We start from the raw sequence: 20,448 nt of genomic DNA, 5'->3' as shown, positions 1-20,448 counted from the left end.
TCAATTGTCATAAAATGCTTGTAATCAACACAATATCAATTAAACATTGAAAAAAAGACAATAATTTACTCGTAGCTCGCGGGGTTGCTTTACTTTTAGGAATGTTTATTAAATGTTTAAAGAGTTGGTCAAGGCTAAATCTGCCTCAAAAAACGCTACACCAAAGCCGAAGGCAGGCTAAAGTAAAAGGTGGTACCATGGCCAAGCTGGGTTTCAAACCAAACTTTACCACCGGCATTTTCAACGGAGTTTTTAACAAAGGCTAATCCAAGCCCGGTGCCGGAACTTTTTGTAGTAAAATTGGGCTCAAAGATCTTTTCGCGTAAATTTTCGGGAATGCCATTGCCATTGTCTTTTATGGTGAGCAAAATATTTTTATGGGTTACCAGGTAATTAATTTCAATTACGCCATACCTATCTGCAGGCGCTGCCTCAATAGCATTTTTTAATAAATTATTAAAACAACGCAGGAGCTGGTCGCGGTCGGCGTTTATGATAAAAGGATTTTCAGGGCTATGAAATACAATTTTAACATTATCCATTTGTTTAAAAATGGTAACGGCCTGGGTTAATACGTCAAAAATGTTTATCTGCTCAAGCTTGGTATCGGGCATCTTTGCAAAAGCCGAAAACTCAGAGGCGATGTTCGATAAGCTTTCTATCTGTTCAACAAACGATTTGCTGAACCGTTCAAACTTCTGGTCAAACTTAGGATCTTTATCCTTCCATGATTTATCCAGCAATTGCAAGCCAAGCTTTAGTGGTGTTAAAGGGTTTTTAATTTCGTGGGCCACCTGTTTTGCCATTTCGCGCCAGGCGCTTTCCCTTTCGCTCTGGGCCAGTTTTTGCGCACTGTTTTCCAATGCGGCTATCATTTTATTATACTCCTTTACCAATGCGCCAATCTCGTCATTACGATCCCAGCGGATAGGCTCGTTCTTTTTGCCATAAGTTGTTTTACTTAGGCTGAACTGTATGAAACTTAATGGCGCAGTTATTTGCCTTGCAATTATCACTGCAAACAGCCCGATGGCTATAAAAATTAAAGCATAAACATTTATCATTATGTTTAATAATGATCCGATCCGCTCCTTATAGTCGGCCTCATTACTGAAATACGGCAGCTGTAAATAAGCTATTGTTTTGTTTGAATTTCGCACCGGCACATAAGCGGCTTTATAGTTTAGCTTACCTATAATTTCGTCATTAACAAATTCCGATTTTTGAAACTTGCTGAGGTATATATAAGCCTTGGCATTCATTCGCCTGGCTTGCAGACCGAATTCATAAATTTTGGGCTGGGTATTAATCAGTTCAACGCCTTCAGGATTAAACAGGGTAAGGTCGGCTGCGTAAGTGTTGGCAAATTCGTTAAAATCAACCTGGCTTTCTTCGTTAATGTTTGATAAATATTTGTTGTAGGCGCTGTTTTCAAATGCACTGGCTATCCGGGTGATCTTTTCCCTGATGATTTTGTCCTGCTGGGTTTGATACTGCGTACTTATTGAAAAGAAGGTAATAAAACCAACTGCTATTAATGTAGCTACCACAGCAAATATCATTGAAAACTGGATCCGTGTTTTGTAGAGTATCAGGTCAAAATTCAACTTAAAGCCCCACCCTATCCGGTTATTTTTAACATTAAATATTTTTATCCTGATCCATAACCACCCAATTAACAATACTAAAACGCTAAACAACAAAAACACTACAAAAAAGAAGGTGATTGAGGTAATGCCTATAAACAGTAAATTTTGCTCCCTGCTTACTACAATTAAATTACGCTCGCTGGGTTTATAAATTAAATGGTCGTAGTTTGTAAAGTGCAAATACCATTGCGGATTATTGCCCCTTGTTGTTATTGATCTGTATTGTTTTACCGCTCCCTGCAAGTCTGTGTTTTCCAGGTCATATATATAGGTGCCGCTTTGCGTTACTAATTTATCATCTATATAAAAAGCATATGAATAGTTTCTGAACTCGTCCTCGCGATTTATCTGCCCGTCTATCAGCAAATCGGGAAATGAAGCAAATGTTTGCAGCGGTTTCGATTTTAACTCGATAACGATAGTGCCGAGGCTTTTGCCATTTTTGGCGATTGGCAGAATCGCAAAATAGTTTTGATAACCAAACGATTCATTTACCCTGTAAAAATAGTCTGAAACCTTAAATGAGCTATAAAGCACAAGGTCTTTAAATACGCTCAATGAATAGCTTTTATCTGCCGAAAGAGGGTTGTTACTGTTATCAAATTCGTGTACGTTAAAATCGTATTTTGATAAATATCCGTTAAAGTATAATTTCTGCAACCGGGTTTTTACATAATTGGTATTGTGTACACTATCGATAAAATATTGTGTTATGGAGGCATCGGCAATTATTTGCCGTTCAACTTTTTTAAATATCACATCGGCATTTGCATCATTAGGCACTTCTAATTTCTGAACGAATGCCTTACGGATCTCCTTCTCTTTAACCGACTCGAAATGGTTGAGCTTTATGGCTGAGATAAGCGCACAAATTAAAATCATGAAGGATAGCGAAATAGCATTTAGTTTGCCGCTGTTAAACCTGTATGAATAGGCTCTTGTAAATACCAGCATAGCCCATAAAAAATAAAACAGGGTAAAGTCCTCGTAGTAAGCCGCAACAATGCTTGCTAAAACAACACCCGCACCCAGTATTAAAGCCTTGTTTAAATTTGAAACAGGAAGTTTAGCCGATATTGTTAAAAAAACTTCATTTAACAGGTAAAATATCAGGAAGCTAAAACACAGCATTATTACGCCCAGTACACTAAAAAAAGAAAGATTAAGCACATTGGTTACATCAAAGCTTATTTTAGAATTCATTATTAGCCCATAAAAGATATTTAGCAACAGCGTTGATACGGATATCAGTATTAATGTACCGCTTACTAAAATCAGGTAACCGACTGCTTTATTAGGGCTGTTTTTGACCACCTGCCGCCGCCGGGAATATAAAAAACATACAAACCAGCAGATAAATAATATGTTAATGCACAAGTCGCCGAGCGAACGGTAGGCAAAGCTTGATGCATACAATGCCGGGTCAAAAATATCAAGGCGATAAGTAAATTCGGGCCAGTTAAAATATAAGTTTATCCATCGAACAGAAACAATAAAGCAGGCTAATACAAGTAACGAGAGGATTAGATACCCCTTTGATGCTATATAATTACAAACGTTGTTAACCAGTATGCAAAAACATAACAGGGTTAACAGCCATATGGTTATCTCATAATAAAAAAATGAATGACTAACCTCGCCTTGTTTTATTTTAACTGCAAACAGGTATGTACCGTTGGTGCTGCGTACTTCATAAACACTTTTATCGGTAAAATCGGCTATTTCAATATTATTATCCTTACTTAAATCGGTCGCAAACGTGTTTTGAAGATATTCGTTTTGAAATGTGTAATTTATTTTTACCGGGATAAAAAAGATCGCAGTAAAATTGCCTTCACTCTTTTTTATAACCTCATAGTATCCGTTTGGTTCTTTATGGAACGAGTATCCTTCTTTTATGGAGCCTGGATGTTCAGGTATTACTTTTATACCGCTCCAAAAACTCAGCTGGTTATGGGTTAATGTTATAAACCAGATATTTTTTTCGGTAGTAAATTCTTTGATCAGGTCTACGGCGAAATAAGGGTTATTTTGAAGGCTCTTTAATTTATTAAAGCTGCTTTTGTTATTGATAAGGTCATTTACATAGCCTTCTTTTTTTTGCAGGTTGTCTTCAAGTACTTTAGCAGTTTGATCGAGGTTGTTTACAGTGGTGTATGTTTTACGGACAATTACTGCCGTAAAAAACAAGCTGGCGCATAATAGAGTCAGCATTAACCGTATTTTCCCTGATGGAGCCAATGGAATATTCAATTGATTTCAAATGTAACCAAAATTACAGTCGGAAGTTTTTAGTCCTAAGTCTAAAGTTGAAAATAAAAGTAAGAATATCGAAATTGGCGAGAAATATAAATTAAAATAGTAGAAAAATTATAGTTTACGTTCTTGCTCTGTTAATTACAGTTTTAGCCAAATCCTTAATAAGTTGCACTCTTTCCTTGTATTCCTGAATATGGCTAGAGTTAAATTTCTCAGCCATAAATAATCCAAAAATGTTTACTTCTTCAATAAGTTTAAGCTGAATCTTACTGTTTTCATCCAGTAACATAACAATTACCCATGTACTCTCTGAAAGACTGATAAGAGTGTTTACATCGTTGTCCTCTACTCGAATAGACAGTGTTAAAAATCTAGCTATTTCAGACCTAAAATCTTCAATCCATTTTGCTCTTTTGGTCTTTCGAGTTTGTTTGGATGCTAACCAATAAGAAGAAATCACAGTTATAACAAGGACTATTAAGGTAATCCAATCTTTTGCTTCCATGAATTTTGAGTTGTGATTCTTTTATCGCTATTAACTGTTTATGAGTAATCCTTGCAGTACTTGTGATGTCAATTAGTTCCTCAAATCTATAACAATCTTTTGTCTTACTATTGTACATATGGAAATATTTCAGTTAAGAAACCTAACGGTTTTGGTGAAGAATATAAAAAACGCAGACAGCAAAACTGAAAATATCCATAGTCAGCTTAATGTTATTAATGCCAATAAGGCATACCCGATGGTGTTTAATAACGCTAATAGTAAAGAGATTAAATTTTACATGGATGCAAGTGCTAAAGCTAAGCTGGTTAAGATTACACTTCCTTTATCTGTGGTAATTGTTCAATACTCAAATATCTTTTTCAGTAGTGATAAACTATAATCCGTTATACGAGAAAATAAATAAGATAATTTATATACAAAAAAAACTTATGTAATTATTGATAAGGTGGACAATGTACTGAAAACATGCGGCGATGCTTATATGCGTGAATATACAGGAACTTTGGAGCCCTATATGTTATTATACTATTGAAAAAAACAATCAATAAGAAAGCCCCTTGTTCTCCACAAGGAGCTACTTTTGATTATTTCGTAAGTAGAAATATTACAGCATATCTATAAGCCGTGTCAGCAGGCTTTATAACTGGAACAATTTGCGCTATTACATAGCCATCTTCTAAATATTCCTTTAATTTAGGATATTCTGATTCTTTAAAGTCTTCGCCTTGATTTATAATATCGTAGCGGCTTGTAACAGTTACAATCTTTTGCATGGTACTTTTTTATTGTAAGATACATTCATATTTTACAATAAAAAATAATTATTGTAGAATTTCTAGCTTATATGAATTTTCACCTCAACTCCGATATTATTACCCCAATAACTATAGACTTGTTGGCAAGTCTTTAGTCAAAAGTTGTTTTTTGTCCGTTCTTGCTTTCGACTCAGGATTCTATAACCGCGCTTTCAGTTGGCATGTGCCGGTCTACCTTTTTAACCAGCCCCTGTAATACGCTGCCTGGCCCAACTTCGGTAAATGATGTTGCACCATCTTCCAACATGTGTTTAACGGTTTGTGTCCAACGCACAGGGCCTGTAAGCTGGGCAATTAAATTGTGTTTTATTAAAGCCGGATCGGTATACGGCTTGGCATCAATATTTTGATATACCGGGCAGATAGGTTCTTTTATCTCCGTATTTACTATAGCGTGTTCCAGCTCAATTTTTGCTGCTTCCATTAATGGCGAATGGAATGCTCCCCCTACATTTAGCTTCAATGCTCTTTTAGCACCTGCTTCAGTCATCAATTCGCAGGCCCTGTCAATACCGGCTATGGTACCTGAAATTACCAATTGCCCGGGGCAGTTATAATTAGCGGGCACAACAATATCACTTATACGATGGCAAATATCTTCAACGGTAAAATCATCCAGGCCTATAATGGCCGCCATGGTTGATGGCTGGATCAGGCAGGCTTTCTGCATGGCATTGGCACGTGCAGCTACCAAACGCAGCCCATCTTCAAATGATAATGATCCGCAGGCAACCAATGCCGAAAACTCGCCAAGAGAATGGCCTGCCGCCATTTCGGGTTTAAAGTCATCGCCCAAAACACTGGCTAAAATTACCGAGTGTAAAAATATGGCCGGTTGGGTAACATTGGTTTGCTTAAGGTCTTCATCAGTACCTTCAAACATCAGGTCGGTAATGCGGAAGCCAAGGATCTCATTAGCCTGTTCAAATAAGGTACGGGCCTGTTCTGATTTTTCATACAGATCCTTACCCATGCCAACAAACTGGGCGCCTTGCCCCGGGAAAATATATGCTTTCATTGTGTGGTTATAGTTGATTAAGTTAGATTACGTTGATTGAGTTGACTAAGTTATAATATGTTGATTAAATTGTTTAATTTCTGTTCAACTTAATCAACCACTTAACCTAATCAACCTAACTTAGCTGATATTAGATTTAAAAACTCCGTCCTTGTTTTTTCTTTTAAAAATTCGCCGGTAAATGCCGATGTAGTGGTAACCGAGTTTTGTTTTTGTACGCCGCGCATGCTCATACACAGGTGGCGGCACTCTATAACAATACCCACACCCCAAGGGTTTAAAGTATCCTGGATACAATCGCGGATCTCGTTGGTCAGTCTTTCCTGCACTTGTAAACGCCTTGCAAAAACATCAACTACTCTTGGTATTTTACTTAAGCCAACCACGTGGCCATTAGGAATGTAGGCTACATGCGCTTTGCCAAAAAACGGCAGCATATGATGCTCGCACATGGAATATACTTCAATATCCTTTACTATCACCATCTGGCTGTATTCTTCCTTAAACATAGCCGAGTTAAGGATCTGTTTGGCATCCAGGTCATAGCCCTGGGTTAAATACAACAAAGCCTTGGCTACACGTTCAGGCGTCTTCAATAAGCCTTCACGCTCGGGTTTTTCGCCAATTTGTTTTAAAACTTCGTGATAATGACCAGACAGGCTGGCGATCAATTCCGGGTTATAACGGTCAATCTTTACGTAGCCGTCAATATCTTCATCCCTGTCAGGGATATGGTTTTCGTTACTCATTTTTCAGGATTAATCACCAAAATACTCGGCAGAGTTATTTTCAGTTTCGTACAACTTAACCGAATGTAAAAACACACCTTCGTACGCTTCAATTGGTTTTTTCAGCTGGTTAAAGATCTCTATACAAAGCAACTCGGTTGATGCCATTTTGCCGGCCATAAAAGGCACGTCTTTATTGATGTTTTTATGGTCGAGTTTTTCAATCACATAATCATTTATAATAATCTTCAACTCTTTCAAATCAATCAAATAACCGGTTGCATGAGTGACCTCGCCTTTTACGGTAACAAACAGGTTGTAATTGTGGCCATGCCAGTTAGGGTTGGCACATTTGCCAAAAACTTCTGCATTTTTCTCTTCGCTCCACTCCTCGCGGTACATTCTATGTGCCGCATTGAAATGTTCTTTGCGCGTAATATGTATCATCATAACTAATAATGGTGCAAATATACAAAACAAAATCAGGCGTTATGTTTTATCTTAGCTGTCAAAAAAATGCAATATGCGGATATTGGTTGTTGTTGCTACGGAGTTTGAAGTTGCCCATGTTATTTCGGAGTTCGGAATTTCGATTTCGGAATTTTTTGGAAGCGCAAAAGCAGATAAAAAAAGTATTGACACGGAATTATTTAATACTATATCCGAAATCGAACATCCGAAATTCGAAATCTCTTTACTCATAACCGGCGTCGGCATGGTAGCCACTGCTTTTGCGTTGGGTAAACATCTTTCAGCAAACAAATACGACCTCGTACTTAACCTGGGCATAGCCGGCAGCTTTGACCGCAATATTGCTTTAGGTGATGTGGTGGAGATAACTGAAGATACCTTTGCCGAACTGGGTGCCGAAGATGATGCTGATTTTTTATCGATTGATACAATGGGTTTTGGCGAAGGCAAATTTTATCCGTCAAAAAAACTTACCGATCTTTATAACCTCTTCAACACGTTTAACTTAAAGCAAGCTGCCGCAATAACAGTAAATACTGTTCACGGTAACGAAGCATCCATTAAAAAAGTGACTGAAAGATTACATCCGCAGGTGGAAAGCATGGAAGGCGCAGCCTTTTTTTATGCCTGTAAACAAATGGATGTCCCCTGCCTGCAGATCAGGGCTGTGTCAAATTATGTTGAAAAACGCAACCGCGATAACTGGAACATAGGGCTCGCCATAAAAAATCTGAATACCTTTGCCATTGAATTTTTGAAGCTTTATGCTTAAACAATAAAATCTGTCATTGCGAGGTACGAAGCAATCGCGAACTTGCAAATCCGCTCTGTATAGCGTGCGATTGCTTCGTACCTCGCAATGACATAGCATTATTTACCATGAAACTAACCCTCGGCTTTTCGCCCTGCCCCAACGATACCTTTATTTTTGATGCAATGATCCATCATAAAATTGACACCGAAGGCCTCGACTTTGAAGTGTTTTACGATGATGTGGAAACCCTTAACCAAAAAGCCATGCGCGGTGAGCTGGATATCACCAAGCTCAGCTACCATGCATTTGCTTACGTAGCCGATAAATATGTGCTAATGGATGCCGGCAGCGCCCTGGGATTTGGAGTTGGCCCTTTACTAATTTCGGATATCGAAATTTCGATATCCGATTTACAAAGCGGAATAATCCGAAATGGAAAATCCGAAATCCGAAATCCTTTGATTGGCATTCCCGGTAAATACACCACCGCCAACTTTTTATTGGGAACCGCCTTCCCGAACGCTACCAATAAAGTTGAGCTGGTATTTTCTGACATTGAAAATGCCGTGCTTGAAGGCAGGGTTGATATTGGCCTGATCATCCACGAAAACCGCTTTACCTACCAGGATAAAGGCTTAAAAAAGATCATTGACCTGGGCGATTACTGGGAAAAGGAAACCGGCTGCGCCATCCCCCTTGGCGGCATTGTGGCTAATCGCAGGCTGCCTTTGGATGTTCAGCATAAAATAAATAGGGTGATCCGCCGGTCGGTAGAGTTTGCTTTTGAAAACCCAAAATCCGGACTGGAATTTATTCGCTCGCACGCACAGGAAATGAGCGAAGAGGTGATGTACAAACACATTGATCTGTATGTAAATAAATATTCGGTAGATTTGGGCGCAGAGGGGAAAAAAGCGATCAGGCTGCTTTTTGATAAAGCATTGAAGAGTCAGATCATTCCGGAGGTAAAACAGGAGATTTTTTTGTCTGAACCGGGATTAAAGGATTAATGGATTCTCAGGATGAACGGTTAATAAATGATAAAGCGACAAGCATCAGAAAATCCTTTAATCAAGAAAATCATGGTTCAAAAACATAAATAGTGAAATCAATTTTTAAAAATATAGAAGAATTTGCTGAGGGCCAGCTACTATTAGTCAACAAGCCTTATAACTGGACCAGCTTTGATGTGGTGGGCAAGATCCGCAATTCGTTTAAGCCGTTAAAACTAAAGGTTGGCCACGCCGGCACGCTTGATCCGCTGGCTACCGGGCTGCTCATCATCTGCACCGGGAAAATGACCAAACAGATAGACACCTTCCAGGCGCAGGAAAAAGAATATACCGGCACCATGATACTGGGCGAAACCACACCTTCCTATGATATGGAAACCGAAGCCGATCAAAAGTTCGATATCATCCACATTACCGAAGAACAAATAAAAGCAACCTGTGCGCAATTTATTGGAGATATCCAGCAATACCCGCCTGCACACTCCGCTATAAAGATTGATGGTGAACGTCTTTATGAAAAAGCCCGCAGGGGTGAGGATGTTGAGCTCAGGCTACGCAACGTTACCATTACTGAATTTGAAATAACCGGCATTACCCTGCCCGAAATTGAGTTCAGGGTGGTGTGCAGCAAAGGCACCTATATCCGCTCATTAGTGAACGATTTTGGGAAAGCGCTTAACAATGGAGCATATCTTTCAAAACTAAGGCGTACGAGATCCGGAGAATATAAAGTTGAGGATGCATGGGAAGTGATGGAACTGGTAAATACGATTAGAGAGTTAAAGGTGATTTCACCGATTATAGAATAACGATTTCACCGATTTTTTGATTTGATGATTAATAATGGAGCATTTTGAACATGATGAACTAACTCAAAAAATTATTGGTTGTTGTTTTGAGGTACATCGTCTATTAGGACCAGGGTTTGTTGAAAAAATTTATGCTAAAGCATTAGAGCATCAACTGAAACTTGAAAACCTGAGCTTTGTTGCTGAAAAGGAATTTAACGTGATTTTTAAAGATCAGTTTGTCGGTAAATTCAGATGCGATATTTTTGTAGAAGGCAAAGTAATAGTTGAACTCAAATCGGTAACCGGGTATATTCCTAATTTATTCAAGGGCCAACTACTCTCATACCTAAAAGCAAGTAAAATAAAAACCGGTTTATTAATAAACTTTGGCAACGCAAGCTGTGAAGTAAAACGTATATCAGTTTAAAAAAATATAAGAATTGGTGAACTCACAAATCAAAAAATCGGTGAAATCACTCCTAGTAATCAGTGTAATCACAAATTAATAAATGAAAATCTATCATAGTATTGACGATTTTGTTAGATTAAATAACGCCGTAGTTACTATCGGCACTTTTGATGGTGTACATACCGGTCACCGTAAAATTATAGCTGACCTTAAAAACCTTGCTGCAGAAACGGGTGGCGAAACGGTACTGCTTACTTTTTTTCCGCATCCGCGGATGATCTTGCACCCGGAAGATGATAGCATAAAAATGATCAACACCATTGATGAAAAGGCCGAAATGCTGGAACAGCTTGGGATAGACCATTTGATCATTACCCCCTTCTCGCGCGACTTTTCAAATCAAACCGCTGAGGAATATATCCGCGATGTGCTGGTAAATAAGATCGGCACAAAAAAAATAGTAATAGGCTATGACCACCGCTTTGGCAAGGACAGGCAGGGCGGCCTTAATGATCTGTTGCGCCTTGGGCCGGTATACGGTTTTGATGTGGTTGAAATCCCTGAGCAGGACATTTACGAAGTAGCCATCAGCTCCACAAGGGTACGCGAAGCACTGCTGAACGGTGCAATTGAGCTTGCCAATACTTTCTTAAGCTACCCGTTTTTTATTACCGGCACCGTTATCCGCGGTGACCAGCTAGGACGTACAATTGGCTACCCAACCGCCAATATTGTAATAGAAGAAAAATACAAACTGATCCCCCTTGATGGCATTTTTGCGGTTAAGGTTAAAACCGGTGATGTGGTTTACAAAGGCATGGCCTATATAGGCAGCCGCCCAACCGTTAACGGCCATACCCGCAATATTGAAGTGAATATTTTTGACTTCGATAAAGAGATCTATAATCAGCAGATCCGCATGGAGTTTTACAATTTTGTGCGCGATGATATGAAATTTGATTCTCTTGATGAGTTAAAGGAACAGATCCGCAAGGATAAGCTGGATGTGGAAGCATTGTTAGAGAATGAGTAAGTATCTCATTTTGTCATTGCGAGCAGAGCGTGGCAACCGCGAACTATGCATTTCAGCTTTGCAGGTTCTACACCATTCTATCCGCTCTGTAAAGTATGCGGTTGCCGCGCTATCGCTCGCAATGACAAAGGGGTTTGTTTTTTTCTCTAACCAAAAGCATCAATCGCTTCACTATCAATGTTACCCTCATTTTTTATTTCAAAATAACTATCTTGCCTAAGCGTTGTTATTAAAATAAACCAACGCCCGGATCACTATCCCCATGATCTATGAACCATGAGCACTAAATATGGCCAAACTCAACCTTGATAAACAGGAAAGCGAATTCTTAAATCGTTCCATAAAATATTGGGAGGAGGAGGAATTAATTGATGCCGGTACTGCCGAAAGTTTGCGCAGCTCGTACGAGGTTAAAGGGTTCGACTGGATGCGGCTGGCTAAATACTCGTTTTGGATTGCCTTGTTTTGCGGTATTATAGCTGTTGGTTCATTAATTATTGATGATACGGTTATCAGGTGGCTAAAAAAACTTTACTATACGCCTGATATTGTAATTAGTGTTATATCAGCAATTATGGCCATTGTGTTGTTTTACTTTGGCCGGCGCTGGGAAAAGAAATATCCTGAAAAGATCTTCAGTAACGAGGCTATTATTTTTACCGGTGTGTTATTTACCGCCTGCTGTATTGCCTACCTGGGTAAAACCTTTGATAACGGATCGGGTCATTATTCTTTACTGTTTTTACTCTCGGTATTTGTATATGGCATATTAGCCTGGAGGATGGATTCAAGGCTCATCTGGCTTTTTACATTGGTATCATTAGGCAGTTGGTTCGGCACCGAAACAGGCTATCAAACCCGCTGGAGCGATTACTTTTTAGGGATGAACTACCCGCTAAGATTTGTGCTGTTCGGTATGGTATTGTTAAGCAGTATTTATATCCTTAAAAATCGCAAATGGTTTGAGCGCTTTTGGGAACTTACCTATGTGGCCGGGATGCTTTACCTGTTTATGTCGCTTTGGTTGCTGAGCATATTCGGTAATTTAGGCAGCATAGATAGCTGGTGGCATATCAGGCAGATCAGCCTGTTTTACTGGGGCATTATTTCAGCCATTGTTGCTTCGGGCTTTTTGTTTTACGGCTTAAAAAGCAAAGATGTAATTGCCCGCGAATTTGGCATCACCTTTCTCCTTATATTCATCTACACCAAATACTTCGAATACTTTTGGGACCATACCAATAAAACATTATTCTTTGCCATACTTGGCGCATCATTTTGGCTGATAGGGCGAAAGGCTGAAAGGATCTGGAATTTTAAGAAGGTTCATAGTTAATGGTTCATAATAGCTATGGTGAAAAACTTACGAAGTTTTGAAAACTTCGTAAGTTTAATTTCCTCACCTATGAACCGTTAACAAATACACCTGCTTCACCACATGGTAAGCCGCAAACGCAAAGAACAAAATGGCAATACTGGTATTCACTAACCTTGTGCTTAAGGCAAACTTACTTTGAATATATTGGGCAAATTTAGCGTATAGGAATAGGGCCAGGAATGCGCCGGCAGCCGCACCTATGCTGAATATTACTAATGCTATTTGTCCGTCAATAATCCATTCGTGGGTTATTAAATAGGTACCGGTTATCATCCAGAATGGAATTTGCATAGGGTTTAAAAAACCAAGCAAGATGCCGTATCTTATGCTTTCGCGATCAGAGTAACTTGTTTCGGGTGGTTTTTTCCGGTGAATCCAGGTAATAATGCCCATCACACCAAACAGTACAACCATTATCCAGTCGATAATAGTATCCAGCCGCACCTCGGCGCTGAGCCATTTGTCGGCATGCATTATAAAGTAGGTAAAGAAGAATTCTACAGCCGAGAATGATGTGATAAACATCAGGGCTTGTTTAAGCCCGCGGTTTATGGTGATCTGGACCAGGGTAAGGTTAATATTCCCGGGCGGTACATAGCCAATAAAGTTCGCTATCAACCCGATAAAAAATGTTAAAAATATCATTAATTAAAAGTAACAGGTTTATTAAACGTGTTTAATAGCGTTGCTCCAGAGGAGCAAAATATTGGTAGAAAATAAGTTTTGTATTTATTAGCATGCCGTAGGTATGCAACCCCGCGCGGAGTTACGTACCTACGGCTAATATCATTAAGTTAAGGAATAATACAAATGTAATCCTCCCCAAAAGCTTAGTAGCCCCCTCTAAATCTCCCCCGGTAGGGGAGACTTTAGCTTCGCGCTTCCTTAAGTCCTCCCTACCGGGGAGGATTTAGGTGGGGCTACCGGACGTTGTTATGTGGTTAGTTATAACCAACCTTCTCTTAACTTAATGTTACGTACCTACGGTACGTTGTGTATTGTTATTGTTTTTCTACCAATATTTGACCCCGATGGGGTCGAAAAATGGACAAAAAACTAATCTCTAATTAACTAACCCCTAATCCTCAACCATCTCACTATTCGGACTGCTCACTTCCGGTACTTCATGTTTAAAGTAACGTTTCTGGAAGATCAGGATAGCTATCACTCCTACCGAAATAGATGCATCGGCAAGGTTAAAGATCGGTTGAAAAAATTCAAAGTATTGCCCGTGCCATACCGGGAACCATGACGGATATGTGCCCTTAATTAAAGGGAAATAAAACATATCAACCACACGGCCTTCAAAAATATGCCCGTTTTGGTATAACAAACCGTAAAAAGTGGAATCAATGATATTACCCAGCGCACCGGCAAATATCAGGGCCACGCACATGATCAATCCGCGGTGATATTTATGTTGTACCAGGTAAACCAGGCCATAGCCAATGCCACAAACGGCAACAATGCGAAACAGTGTTAATACCAGCTTTCCTATTTTACCGCCTAATTCCCAGCCGAAGGCCATCCCGTTATTTTCGGTATAGCGCAGCATGCCATGCTGCCCAAGGAAATGGATCTCGGAATTAAAATCCATATGTGTGCGTACCCAGGTTTTTATCACCTGGTCAATCAACACAATAAAAGCAGCTACAAGAAAGGGTTTTAAGTAGGCTGCCTTCATTTATTGCTTCAATTTTGCTTCCATACTTAAAGTAGTATGCGGTACAGCGCGTAAACGCTCCTTAGGGATCAGCTTACCGGTTTCGCGGCAAACGCCATAAGTTTTGTTTTCAATACGTACCAAAGCTGCTTCAAGCTGCTCAATAAATTTTTTCTGACGGGCCGCTAACTGGTTTATTTGTTCCTTTTCAAGCGTTGCTGATCCGTCTTCCAGTGTTTTATAAGTACCGGCTGTATCATCAGTGCCGTTAGCATTAGGCGAACTCAATGACGTTGCCAGGTTGTTCAATTCTTCTTTGGCGCTGCTTAGCTTTGCCAATAAAATACTTTTAAATTCCTGCAGGTCTGATTCAGAGTACCTGGTTTTTTCGTTTTCTTGTTTCATTTATATTTTACTTATAGCAATCAAAATTTCATTTCCATCAATCTCAACTAATTCACCCTCATTAAACTCATTATCAAGCAAAATGCTATCCGCTAAAATTTCGGCGCAAATATATGATAAATTATTATTTACTGCTTTGCTTATAAAATGGTGGTTACTTAGTTTAACATTTATCTTATCGGTTACTTCAAATTCTTTTCCCTTACGCAGATTCTGGATCCGATTGATAAGCTCGCGCGATATACCTTCCTGTTTAAGTTCATCGGTTATAGTAACATCTAAAGCCACCGTTAGTTTTCCTAAATTTGCTACCTGCCATCCAGGAACGTCTTCGGCTATAATTTCAACATCGGTAAGGCTTATCAAATGCTGGGTCGGCAGTAATAAATCGCCGTCGTTTTCCAGCTTTGCAATATCATCCTGGCTTAAGTTACCAATAGCTTCAGCAACAATTTTCATATCCTTACCCACTTTAGCGCCAAGGGCTTTAAAGTTTGGTTTTATCTTCTTTTTGATAAAGCCCGCAGTATCGGTTATGTATTCAATACCTTTTATGTTGGTTTCAGAAAGGATCAGGTCTTTAACCTGCTCAATCTGGCCCTTAAACTTTTTATCCAGTATCGGCAGTAAGATTTTGCTTAATGGCTGCCTTACGTTAATGCCTACTTTTTTACGTAGTGATAATACTAGTGATGAGATATCCTGCGCCATCTGCATTCTTTCTTCCAAAGCGGCATTTACCAAATCGGTATGATACTCCGGGAAATAGGCAAGGTGAACTGATTCAAATTCCTCTTTTTTGGTGATGCTGTTCAAGTCGGTATACAAACGCTCTGCAAAGAACGGCGCAATTGGCGACATCAGCTTTGCGATAGTTATTAAGCAGGTATACAGCGTTTGATAAGCTGACAGTTTATCATCAGAATTATCCGACCTCCAGAAACGGCGGCGGCTTAACCTTACATACCAGTTGCTTAAATGCGCATCCACAAAATCCTGGATGGCGCGGGCGGCTTTGGTAGGCTCAAAATCAGCATAAAAAGCGTCAACCTCTTTGCTCAGGGTATTCAGCAAGCTGATGATCCACTGGTCAATTTCCGGGCGGTCTTTTAAAGCTATCTCTGCTTCGCTGTAAGTAAACTGATCAATGTTTGCGTACATCACAAAAAAGGTATAGGTGTTGTACAAGGTACCAAAAAATTTACGTCTAACCTCATCTATTCCTTCCGGGTTAAATTTAAGGTTATCCCATGGCGCGGCGTTGCTGATCATGTACCACCTTGGCGCATCGGCACCAAATTTTTCAATGGTTTCAAACGGATCAACACCATTGCCCAAACGTTTCGACATTTTGTTGCCGTTTTTATCCAGCACCAAACCGTTCGAGATCACATTTTTAAAGGCAACGCCTTTATTGCCAACTTCTTCGTTTATCTTTTTAACCTCGTCGCTGGTTTCGCTCAGCATAACCGCTATGGCGTGCAGGGTAAAGAACCAGCCGCGGGTTTGGTCAACGCCTTCGGCTATAAAATCAGCCGGGTAGGCATTTTTAAACGCATCTTTATTTTCAAACGGGAAATGCCATTGCGCGTAAGGCATGGCGCCGCTGTCGAACCAAACGTCAATCAGGTCCGGTTCGCGGTACATTGGTTTTCCTGTTGATGAAGTTAAGATCACATCATCAACATATGGGCGGTGCAAATCATCAATAACAAAACCAGCCGGCATTAAACCTGCTGCTATTGATTTCTCAATTTCAGCGGTAAGGTCAGCTATCGAGCCGATACATTTTTCTTCGCCGCCATTTTCCTCGCGCCAGATTGGCAGCGGGGTACCCCAAAAGCGGGAGCGCGAAAGGTTCCAGTCCACCAAATTTTCCAGCCAGTTGCCAAAGCGGCCTGTCCCGGTTGATTCCGGTTTCCAGTTAATGGTCTTGTTCAATGCAACCATTTTATCCTTTACGGCAGTGGTTTTAATAAACCAGCTATCCAACGGATAATATAAGATCGGCTCATCGCTCCGCCACGAGTGCGGGTAGCTGTGCTCGTATTTTTTTACATCAAAGGCTTTGTTCTCTGTTTTTAATTTGATAGAGATCAAAACATCTGTTGCCTTAAAGCCGGGCACTTCGCGTTCTTCTTTGCTGTAGTATTCTTCTTTTACATAAAGGCCGGCAAAGTCGGTAACCTCGTCAACAAATCTGCCCTGCTTGTTTACCAGCGGTACTTCCTTGCCAAACTCATCCGTCACCATCACCGATGGCACACCATTTTCCTTACAGGCCCTGAAGTCATCCGCACCAAAGACAGAAGCGGTGTGAACGATACCGGTACCGTCCTCAGTAGTAACAAAGTCAGCCGGAATTACGCGGAATGCATTCTTCTCCAGGTCTTCGTTGGTTACATAAGGCATCAGTTGCCAGTAATGCAAACCCAAAAGCTCCGAACCTTTGTAAGTTCCTTTTACTTTCCAGGGGATGATCTTGTCGCCGCCTTTGTAATCTTCAAACGAAGCGTTTTCACCCTCTGTCTTAAAGTGCTTACCTACTAAATCCTTAGCCAGTATTACAGTAATCGCGTCGTAGGTGTAGGGGTTAAAGGTGCTGATCTTTACATAGTCAATTTTTTCACCAACAGCTAAAGCACAGTTGGCAGGCAGGGTCCACGGCGTGGTTGTCCATGCCAATATGTACAGGTCTGTGTTGATGTTCTCAAACAAAAATTCAGAATCCTGATCTCTTTTCAGCTTAAACTGGGCTGTGATGGATGTATCCTTCACCATTTTGTAGGTTCCCGGCTGGTTCAGCTCGTGCGAGCTTAGGCCGGTACCTGATTTTGGCGAATAAGGCTGTACAGTATATCCTTTATATAATAATCCTTTGGTATGAAACTCTTTCAGGATCCACCAAAGTGATTCAATGTATTCGTTTTTGTAGGTGATGTATGGATTCTCCAGGTCAACCCAGTAACCCATTTTTTCTGTCAGGTCGTTCCAGATATCTGTATAGCGCATTACCTCTTTGCGGCAGGCATCGTTATAATCTTTAACCGAAATCTTTTTGCCGATATCGTCCTTTGTTATGCCCAAAGCCTTTTCAACAGCCAGCTCAATAGGCAAGCCGTGGGTATCCCAGCCGCCTTTGCGTTTTACCTGGTAACCTTTTAGGGTTTTGTAGCGGCAAAAAATATCTTTTATGGCGCGCGCCATTACGTGGTGAATCCCGGGCATCCCGTTTGCACTCGGTGGCCCCTCGTAAAATGTGTACGGGTTATTGGCCGGGCGACTGCTGATGCTTTTTTCAAAGATGTTGTTCTGCTTCCAGAAATCAAGTACATCTTTGCCTGTCTGCGATAAGTTTAACTGCTTATATTCCTTGTACATCCACCTCAAATTTTAGAGGTTGCAAAAATACGGATTTTTACGATAAATAGTATGATATTAAGCATTATTTGGCGGTTTGAATGGTGAAATGACGGAAAGATTGTTTTGGGGAGAGAGTAGTCTGGAGAAAACTTACGAAGTTTTAAAAACTTCGTAAGTTTGGATGATGTGTACAATTTGTCTGAACCGGGATTTTGGGGATTTTGGGATTGGGTTGATGGGGAGCGGGGGTTTGGAAGTAGGATTTTATAATAAAGGATTGGTAGTTTTATTTATTTGTGATTGATCTACTGGCTACCGATCGCTTTGTTACCTAAACGCGGGGCACGAGAACTCCACCTCTTTGGGCCTGCACTGCATTCTCACGCCAGACGGTGGGAATTAACGTTTCTAATAATTTAGAGATATACAACCCTTTTTAAGATAGCTCTTTTATGAGCTTTTAATCCCCTTGATTAAGCATGTTAAATTTCTGACAATCACTATATTTACGTATATTTGAGTAGAAACAAGGTGTATGAAAATACTGATAAACGATAGTATAAAAAACAAAGAAAGATTAGTTAAAATTTTCCTCAATGGTGGTTATGAAAGAAATAATTTAATTTTTGTTCATTCTTTTGATGAATGTAAAGTATTTTTCGAAAACCAACTCGAAAAAGAACAAGTTAATATAGACTTGATTATAACAAATAACAATAATGAAGGTGGTCCTAATCCATTTCAAGCTACTTCTCTTGTTCTTTTAAAGAATTCTCTCAACAGTTCTTACTCTAATAGAAGCTTTAGAATTAACTCTATCCCGATAATTTTGTATTCTACTGCAGATGATAAGTCCGATCTTAAAAATTCAGGATTTGATGCAATCGTTAAAAAAAATGAGGGGTCTGAACATCCATATTTTATAAGAGTTGTAGAAGAACAAATAAGAAAATGGCGTGAAAAATTAATTATTGATTTGGATAATATTGGCTTGCCTCTTTCAAGATATCCTTATTTTAAAAACAAACCCGAAGAACAAGGTTACTTTAAGTTTTATGGCCATAATTTTGAAAAAACTTTTACATCATACACATCTATACTTTCAAAGGAGTTTATTGCTCAACCTAAATATTTGGATTATGATTGGTTAAGAATGAATTCGGAAGATCTTGAATCTGCAATCAGTGGTTTTCGTAAAATGTATCTATATCATATTAAATATGATAGAAAAAACAATGAGAGAACTATAATACACCGTTATATTCAAGATAATAAAACCATATTGGAAAGAGATGTTTACTCAAGTCATCTATATGAACAGCCTTTATATCAAATAAAGAGTAGTGAAAGTCAGATTTGCGATTTTATCCTTCAGCCAAATATGCCAAATTATCAGGATACAACATTTTTTGAAGTTAAGAAGGAGGATGTACAACTAATGGTCAAGAAGACCAAAAAGAGACCACAATTCAGTTCTGATATGCATTCTCATTTATATCAAATAAGTGATTATCAAAGTTACTCGCAATCGCCTGGAAATTTAAAAGAATTATCTAAAAAACTAGGATACAAGACCAGACACTTTTCTTATCAATTACTTGCTGGTCGTTCTGAAGAAAAAGAAGAAATTAAGGATGTTTTTAGTGAACATTTAGAAAAGCATTTTTCCGGTATTGAAGTATTAACATTTGAGGAATTTGAAGAATTGAACCATACTTATATAAGTAAATTCTCCAGACTAAAAGTATAGCGGTTTCTTCATCCCCTGCTGTCGCAAGTGATTTTCCGCTAGCAAGGTCCAGCCTTGTGGTAAGCGTTTAGGTAGCCCGCTTTGCTAACGAAGCGAACTAATTTGACAAATAGAGGAATTTATACCTTAAGTTGTGGTTGACTAAATAGTTTGCGACTTGTCGCCTGGTTACTTGTCAGCGAGCCACAAGCCGGGAGGCTTGCGGCAGCGATAGGACAAAAAGCCGCAAACAATCATGCGGCATCCTGTAAAACACAAACATCATGGGTTGTTGGTGACAACACCAACAACGGCGGGAGAGACCCGGCGGAGACGGGAGTGTAAACCCAAAAGCGGACAAGCCTCCATGGAACGCATGAAGAAAAGCGAAACACGCTGATTATAAACCAATTACATAAACCCATCAAGAAATATTCAATTACGGAACGCTTGATTACCAGG

18 protein-coding genes are annotated in these 20,448 nt (G+C 39.6%); 8 read left to right on the top strand and 10 right to left on the bottom strand.

Annotated features, from left to right (window positions below; all coding sequences use genetic code 11):
• Positions 1-155: 155 nt before the first annotated feature.
• Together BUE31_RS28810 and BUE31_RS28805 are read right to left on the bottom strand one after the other, a co-directional pair.
• Complete coding sequence (locus BUE31_RS28810) at positions 156-3,863, bottom strand: ATP-binding protein (RefSeq protein WP_073407348.1); 3,708 nt, start codon at positions 3,861-3,863, stop codon at positions 156-158.
• 163 nt (positions 3,864-4,026) lie between these two features.
• On the bottom strand, positions 4,027-4,413 hold the full coding sequence (locus tag BUE31_RS28805) for a hypothetical protein (RefSeq protein WP_073407347.1): 387 nt from the start codon (positions 4,411-4,413) through the stop codon (positions 4,027-4,029).
• 118 nt (positions 4,414-4,531) lie between these two features.
• Here BUE31_RS28805 and BUE31_RS28800 point away from each other — a divergent pair, with 118 nt between their 5' ends.
• Positions 4,532-4,795, top strand: a complete 264-nt coding sequence (locus BUE31_RS28800) for a hypothetical protein (RefSeq protein ID WP_073407346.1) — start codon at positions 4,532-4,534, stop codon at positions 4,793-4,795.
• A 205-nt stretch (positions 4,796-5,000) separates the two neighbouring features.
• Here BUE31_RS28800 and BUE31_RS28795 read toward each other — a convergent pair whose 3' ends face one another.
• From BUE31_RS28795 to BUE31_RS28780, 4 genes are all read right to left on the bottom strand, one after another.
• Positions 5,001-5,189, bottom strand: coding sequence for a hypothetical protein (locus BUE31_RS28795; RefSeq protein WP_073407345.1), 189 nt, complete (start codon positions 5,187-5,189; stop codon positions 5,001-5,003).
• 172 nt (positions 5,190-5,361) lie between these two features.
• The gene (fabD, locus tag BUE31_RS28790) at positions 5,362-6,249 is read right to left on the bottom strand and encodes an ACP S-malonyltransferase (RefSeq protein ID WP_073407344.1); all 888 of its coding nucleotides are present in this window, start codon (positions 6,247-6,249) and stop codon (positions 5,362-5,364) included.
• A gap of 110 nt (positions 6,250-6,359) precedes the next feature.
• Entirely contained in the window at positions 6,360-6,998 is a 639-nt protein-coding gene (folE, locus tag BUE31_RS28785; RefSeq protein WP_073407343.1) for a GTP cyclohydrolase I FolE, read from the bottom strand.
• 9 nt (positions 6,999-7,007) lie between these two features.
• Complete coding sequence (locus BUE31_RS28780) at positions 7,008-7,424, bottom strand: 6-pyruvoyl trahydropterin synthase family protein (protein WP_073407342.1); 417 nt, start codon at positions 7,422-7,424, stop codon at positions 7,008-7,010.
• A gap of 76 nt (positions 7,425-7,500) precedes the next feature.
• On the opposite strand from BUE31_RS28780, the gene mqnB reads away from it, so the two are divergent.
• The 6 genes from mqnB to BUE31_RS28750 all read left to right on the top strand — a co-directional run bounded on the left by mqnB (position 7,501) and on the right by BUE31_RS28750 (position 12,784).
• On the top strand, positions 7,501-8,220 hold the full coding sequence (mqnB, locus tag BUE31_RS28775) for a futalosine hydrolase (RefSeq protein WP_073407341.1): 720 nt from the start codon (positions 7,501-7,503) through the stop codon (positions 8,218-8,220).
• A 107-nt stretch (positions 8,221-8,327) separates the two neighbouring features.
• Positions 8,328-9,212: a menaquinone biosynthesis family protein gene (locus tag BUE31_RS28770; protein ID WP_073407340.1), complete on the top strand. Its 885-nt coding sequence runs from the start codon at positions 8,328-8,330 to the stop codon at positions 9,210-9,212.
• A 92-nt stretch (positions 9,213-9,304) separates the two neighbouring features.
• A complete protein-coding gene (gene truB / locus BUE31_RS28765) occupies positions 9,305-10,024 on the top strand; it encodes a tRNA pseudouridine(55) synthase TruB (RefSeq protein WP_234997930.1) in 720 nt (239 codons plus the stop codon).
• 34 nt (positions 10,025-10,058) lie between these two features.
• Complete coding sequence (locus tag BUE31_RS28760) at positions 10,059-10,433, top strand: GxxExxY protein (RefSeq protein WP_073407338.1); 375 nt, start codon at positions 10,059-10,061, stop codon at positions 10,431-10,433.
• Positions 10,434-10,515: 82 nt separating this feature from the next.
• On the top strand, positions 10,516-11,448 hold the full coding sequence (locus BUE31_RS28755) for a bifunctional riboflavin kinase/FAD synthetase (protein WP_073407337.1): 933 nt from the start codon (positions 10,516-10,518) through the stop codon (positions 11,446-11,448).
• Between the two features lie 289 nt (positions 11,449-11,737).
• Entirely contained in the window at positions 11,738-12,784 is a 1,047-nt protein-coding gene (locus tag BUE31_RS28750; RefSeq protein WP_073407336.1) for a DUF2157 domain-containing protein, read from the top strand.
• 63 nt (positions 12,785-12,847) lie between these two features.
• Here the strand turns inward: BUE31_RS28750 and BUE31_RS28745 are convergent, their stop codons facing one another.
• From BUE31_RS28745 to ileS, 4 genes are all read right to left on the bottom strand, one after another.
• Positions 12,848-13,471: a LysE family transporter gene (locus BUE31_RS28745; protein ID WP_073407335.1), complete on the bottom strand. Its 624-nt coding sequence runs from the start codon at positions 13,469-13,471 to the stop codon at positions 12,848-12,850.
• Between the two features lie 433 nt (positions 13,472-13,904).
• Positions 13,905-14,510, bottom strand: a complete 606-nt coding sequence (locus tag BUE31_RS28740) for a lipoprotein signal peptidase (RefSeq protein ID WP_073407334.1) — start codon at positions 14,508-14,510, stop codon at positions 13,905-13,907.
• Positions 14,511-14,894 (bottom strand): TraR/DksA family transcriptional regulator, encoded by a 384-nt coding sequence (locus BUE31_RS28735; RefSeq protein WP_073407333.1) that lies wholly within the window; start codon positions 14,892-14,894, stop codon positions 14,511-14,513.
• A complete protein-coding gene (gene ileS / locus BUE31_RS28730) occupies positions 14,895-18,275 on the bottom strand; it encodes an isoleucine--tRNA ligase (RefSeq protein WP_073407332.1) in 3,381 nt (1,126 codons plus the stop codon).
• Between the two features lie 517 nt (positions 18,276-18,792).
• Between ileS and BUE31_RS28725 the strand changes: the two genes are divergently transcribed.
• A complete protein-coding gene (locus tag BUE31_RS28725; RefSeq protein ID WP_073407331.1) occupies positions 18,793-20,007 on the top strand; it encodes a Shedu anti-phage system protein SduA domain-containing protein in 1,215 nt (404 codons plus the stop codon).
• Positions 20,008-20,448: the final 441 nt, after the last annotated feature.

This window comes from Mucilaginibacter sp. OK098 (genome assembly GCF_900142915.1).
In the GTDB taxonomy this organism is placed as follows: domain Bacteria; phylum Bacteroidota; class Bacteroidia; order Sphingobacteriales; family Sphingobacteriaceae; genus Mucilaginibacter.
This window is presented reverse-complemented; position numbering and strand designations above follow the sequence as displayed.

Coding starts and splice junctions, on each gene's coding strand:
- BUE31_RS28795 (WP_073407345.1), bottom strand. CDS start 5,189: ATGCAAAAGATTGTAACTGTTACAAGCCGCTACGATATTATAAATCAA.
- BUE31_RS28805 (WP_073407347.1), bottom strand. CDS start 4,413: ATGGAAGCAAAAGATTGGATTACCTTAATAGTCCTTGTTATAACTGTG.
- BUE31_RS28810 (WP_073407348.1), bottom strand. CDS start 3,863: ATGCTGACTCTATTATGCGCCAGCTTGTTTTTTACGGCAGTAATTGTC.
- BUE31_RS28780 (WP_073407342.1), bottom strand. CDS start 7,424: ATGATACATATTACGCGCAAAGAACATTTCAATGCGGCACATAGAATG.
- BUE31_RS28800 (WP_073407346.1), top strand. CDS start 4,532: ATGGAAATATTTCAGTTAAGAAACCTAACGGTTTTGGTGAAGAATATA.
- fabD (WP_073407344.1), bottom strand. CDS start 6,249: ATGAAAGCATATATTTTCCCGGGGCAAGGCGCCCAGTTTGTTGGCATG.
- mqnB (WP_073407341.1), top strand. CDS start 7,501: ATGCGGATATTGGTTGTTGTTGCTACGGAGTTTGAAGTTGCCCATGTT.
- folE (WP_073407343.1), bottom strand. CDS start 6,998: ATGAGTAACGAAAACCATATCCCTGACAGGGATGAAGATATTGACGGC.
- BUE31_RS28740 (WP_073407334.1), bottom strand. CDS start 14,510: ATGAAGGCAGCCTACTTAAAACCCTTTCTTGTAGCTGCTTTTATTGTG.
- BUE31_RS28735 (WP_073407333.1), bottom strand. CDS start 14,894: ATGAAACAAGAAAACGAAAAAACCAGGTACTCTGAATCAGACCTGCAG.
- BUE31_RS28750 (WP_073407336.1), top strand. CDS start 11,738: ATGGCCAAACTCAACCTTGATAAACAGGAAAGCGAATTCTTAAATCGT.
- ileS (WP_073407332.1), bottom strand. CDS start 18,275: ATGTACAAGGAATATAAGCAGTTAAACTTATCGCAGACAGGCAAAGAT.
- BUE31_RS28725 (WP_073407331.1), top strand. CDS start 18,793: ATGAAAATACTGATAAACGATAGTATAAAAAACAAAGAAAGATTAGTT.
- BUE31_RS28760 (WP_073407338.1), top strand. CDS start 10,059: ATGGAGCATTTTGAACATGATGAACTAACTCAAAAAATTATTGGTTGT.
- BUE31_RS28745 (WP_073407335.1), bottom strand. CDS start 13,471: ATGATATTTTTAACATTTTTTATCGGGTTGATAGCGAACTTTATTGGC.
- BUE31_RS28755 (WP_073407337.1), top strand. CDS start 10,516: ATGAAAATCTATCATAGTATTGACGATTTTGTTAGATTAAATAACGCC.
- BUE31_RS28770 (WP_073407340.1), top strand. CDS start 8,328: ATGAAACTAACCCTCGGCTTTTCGCCCTGCCCCAACGATACCTTTATT.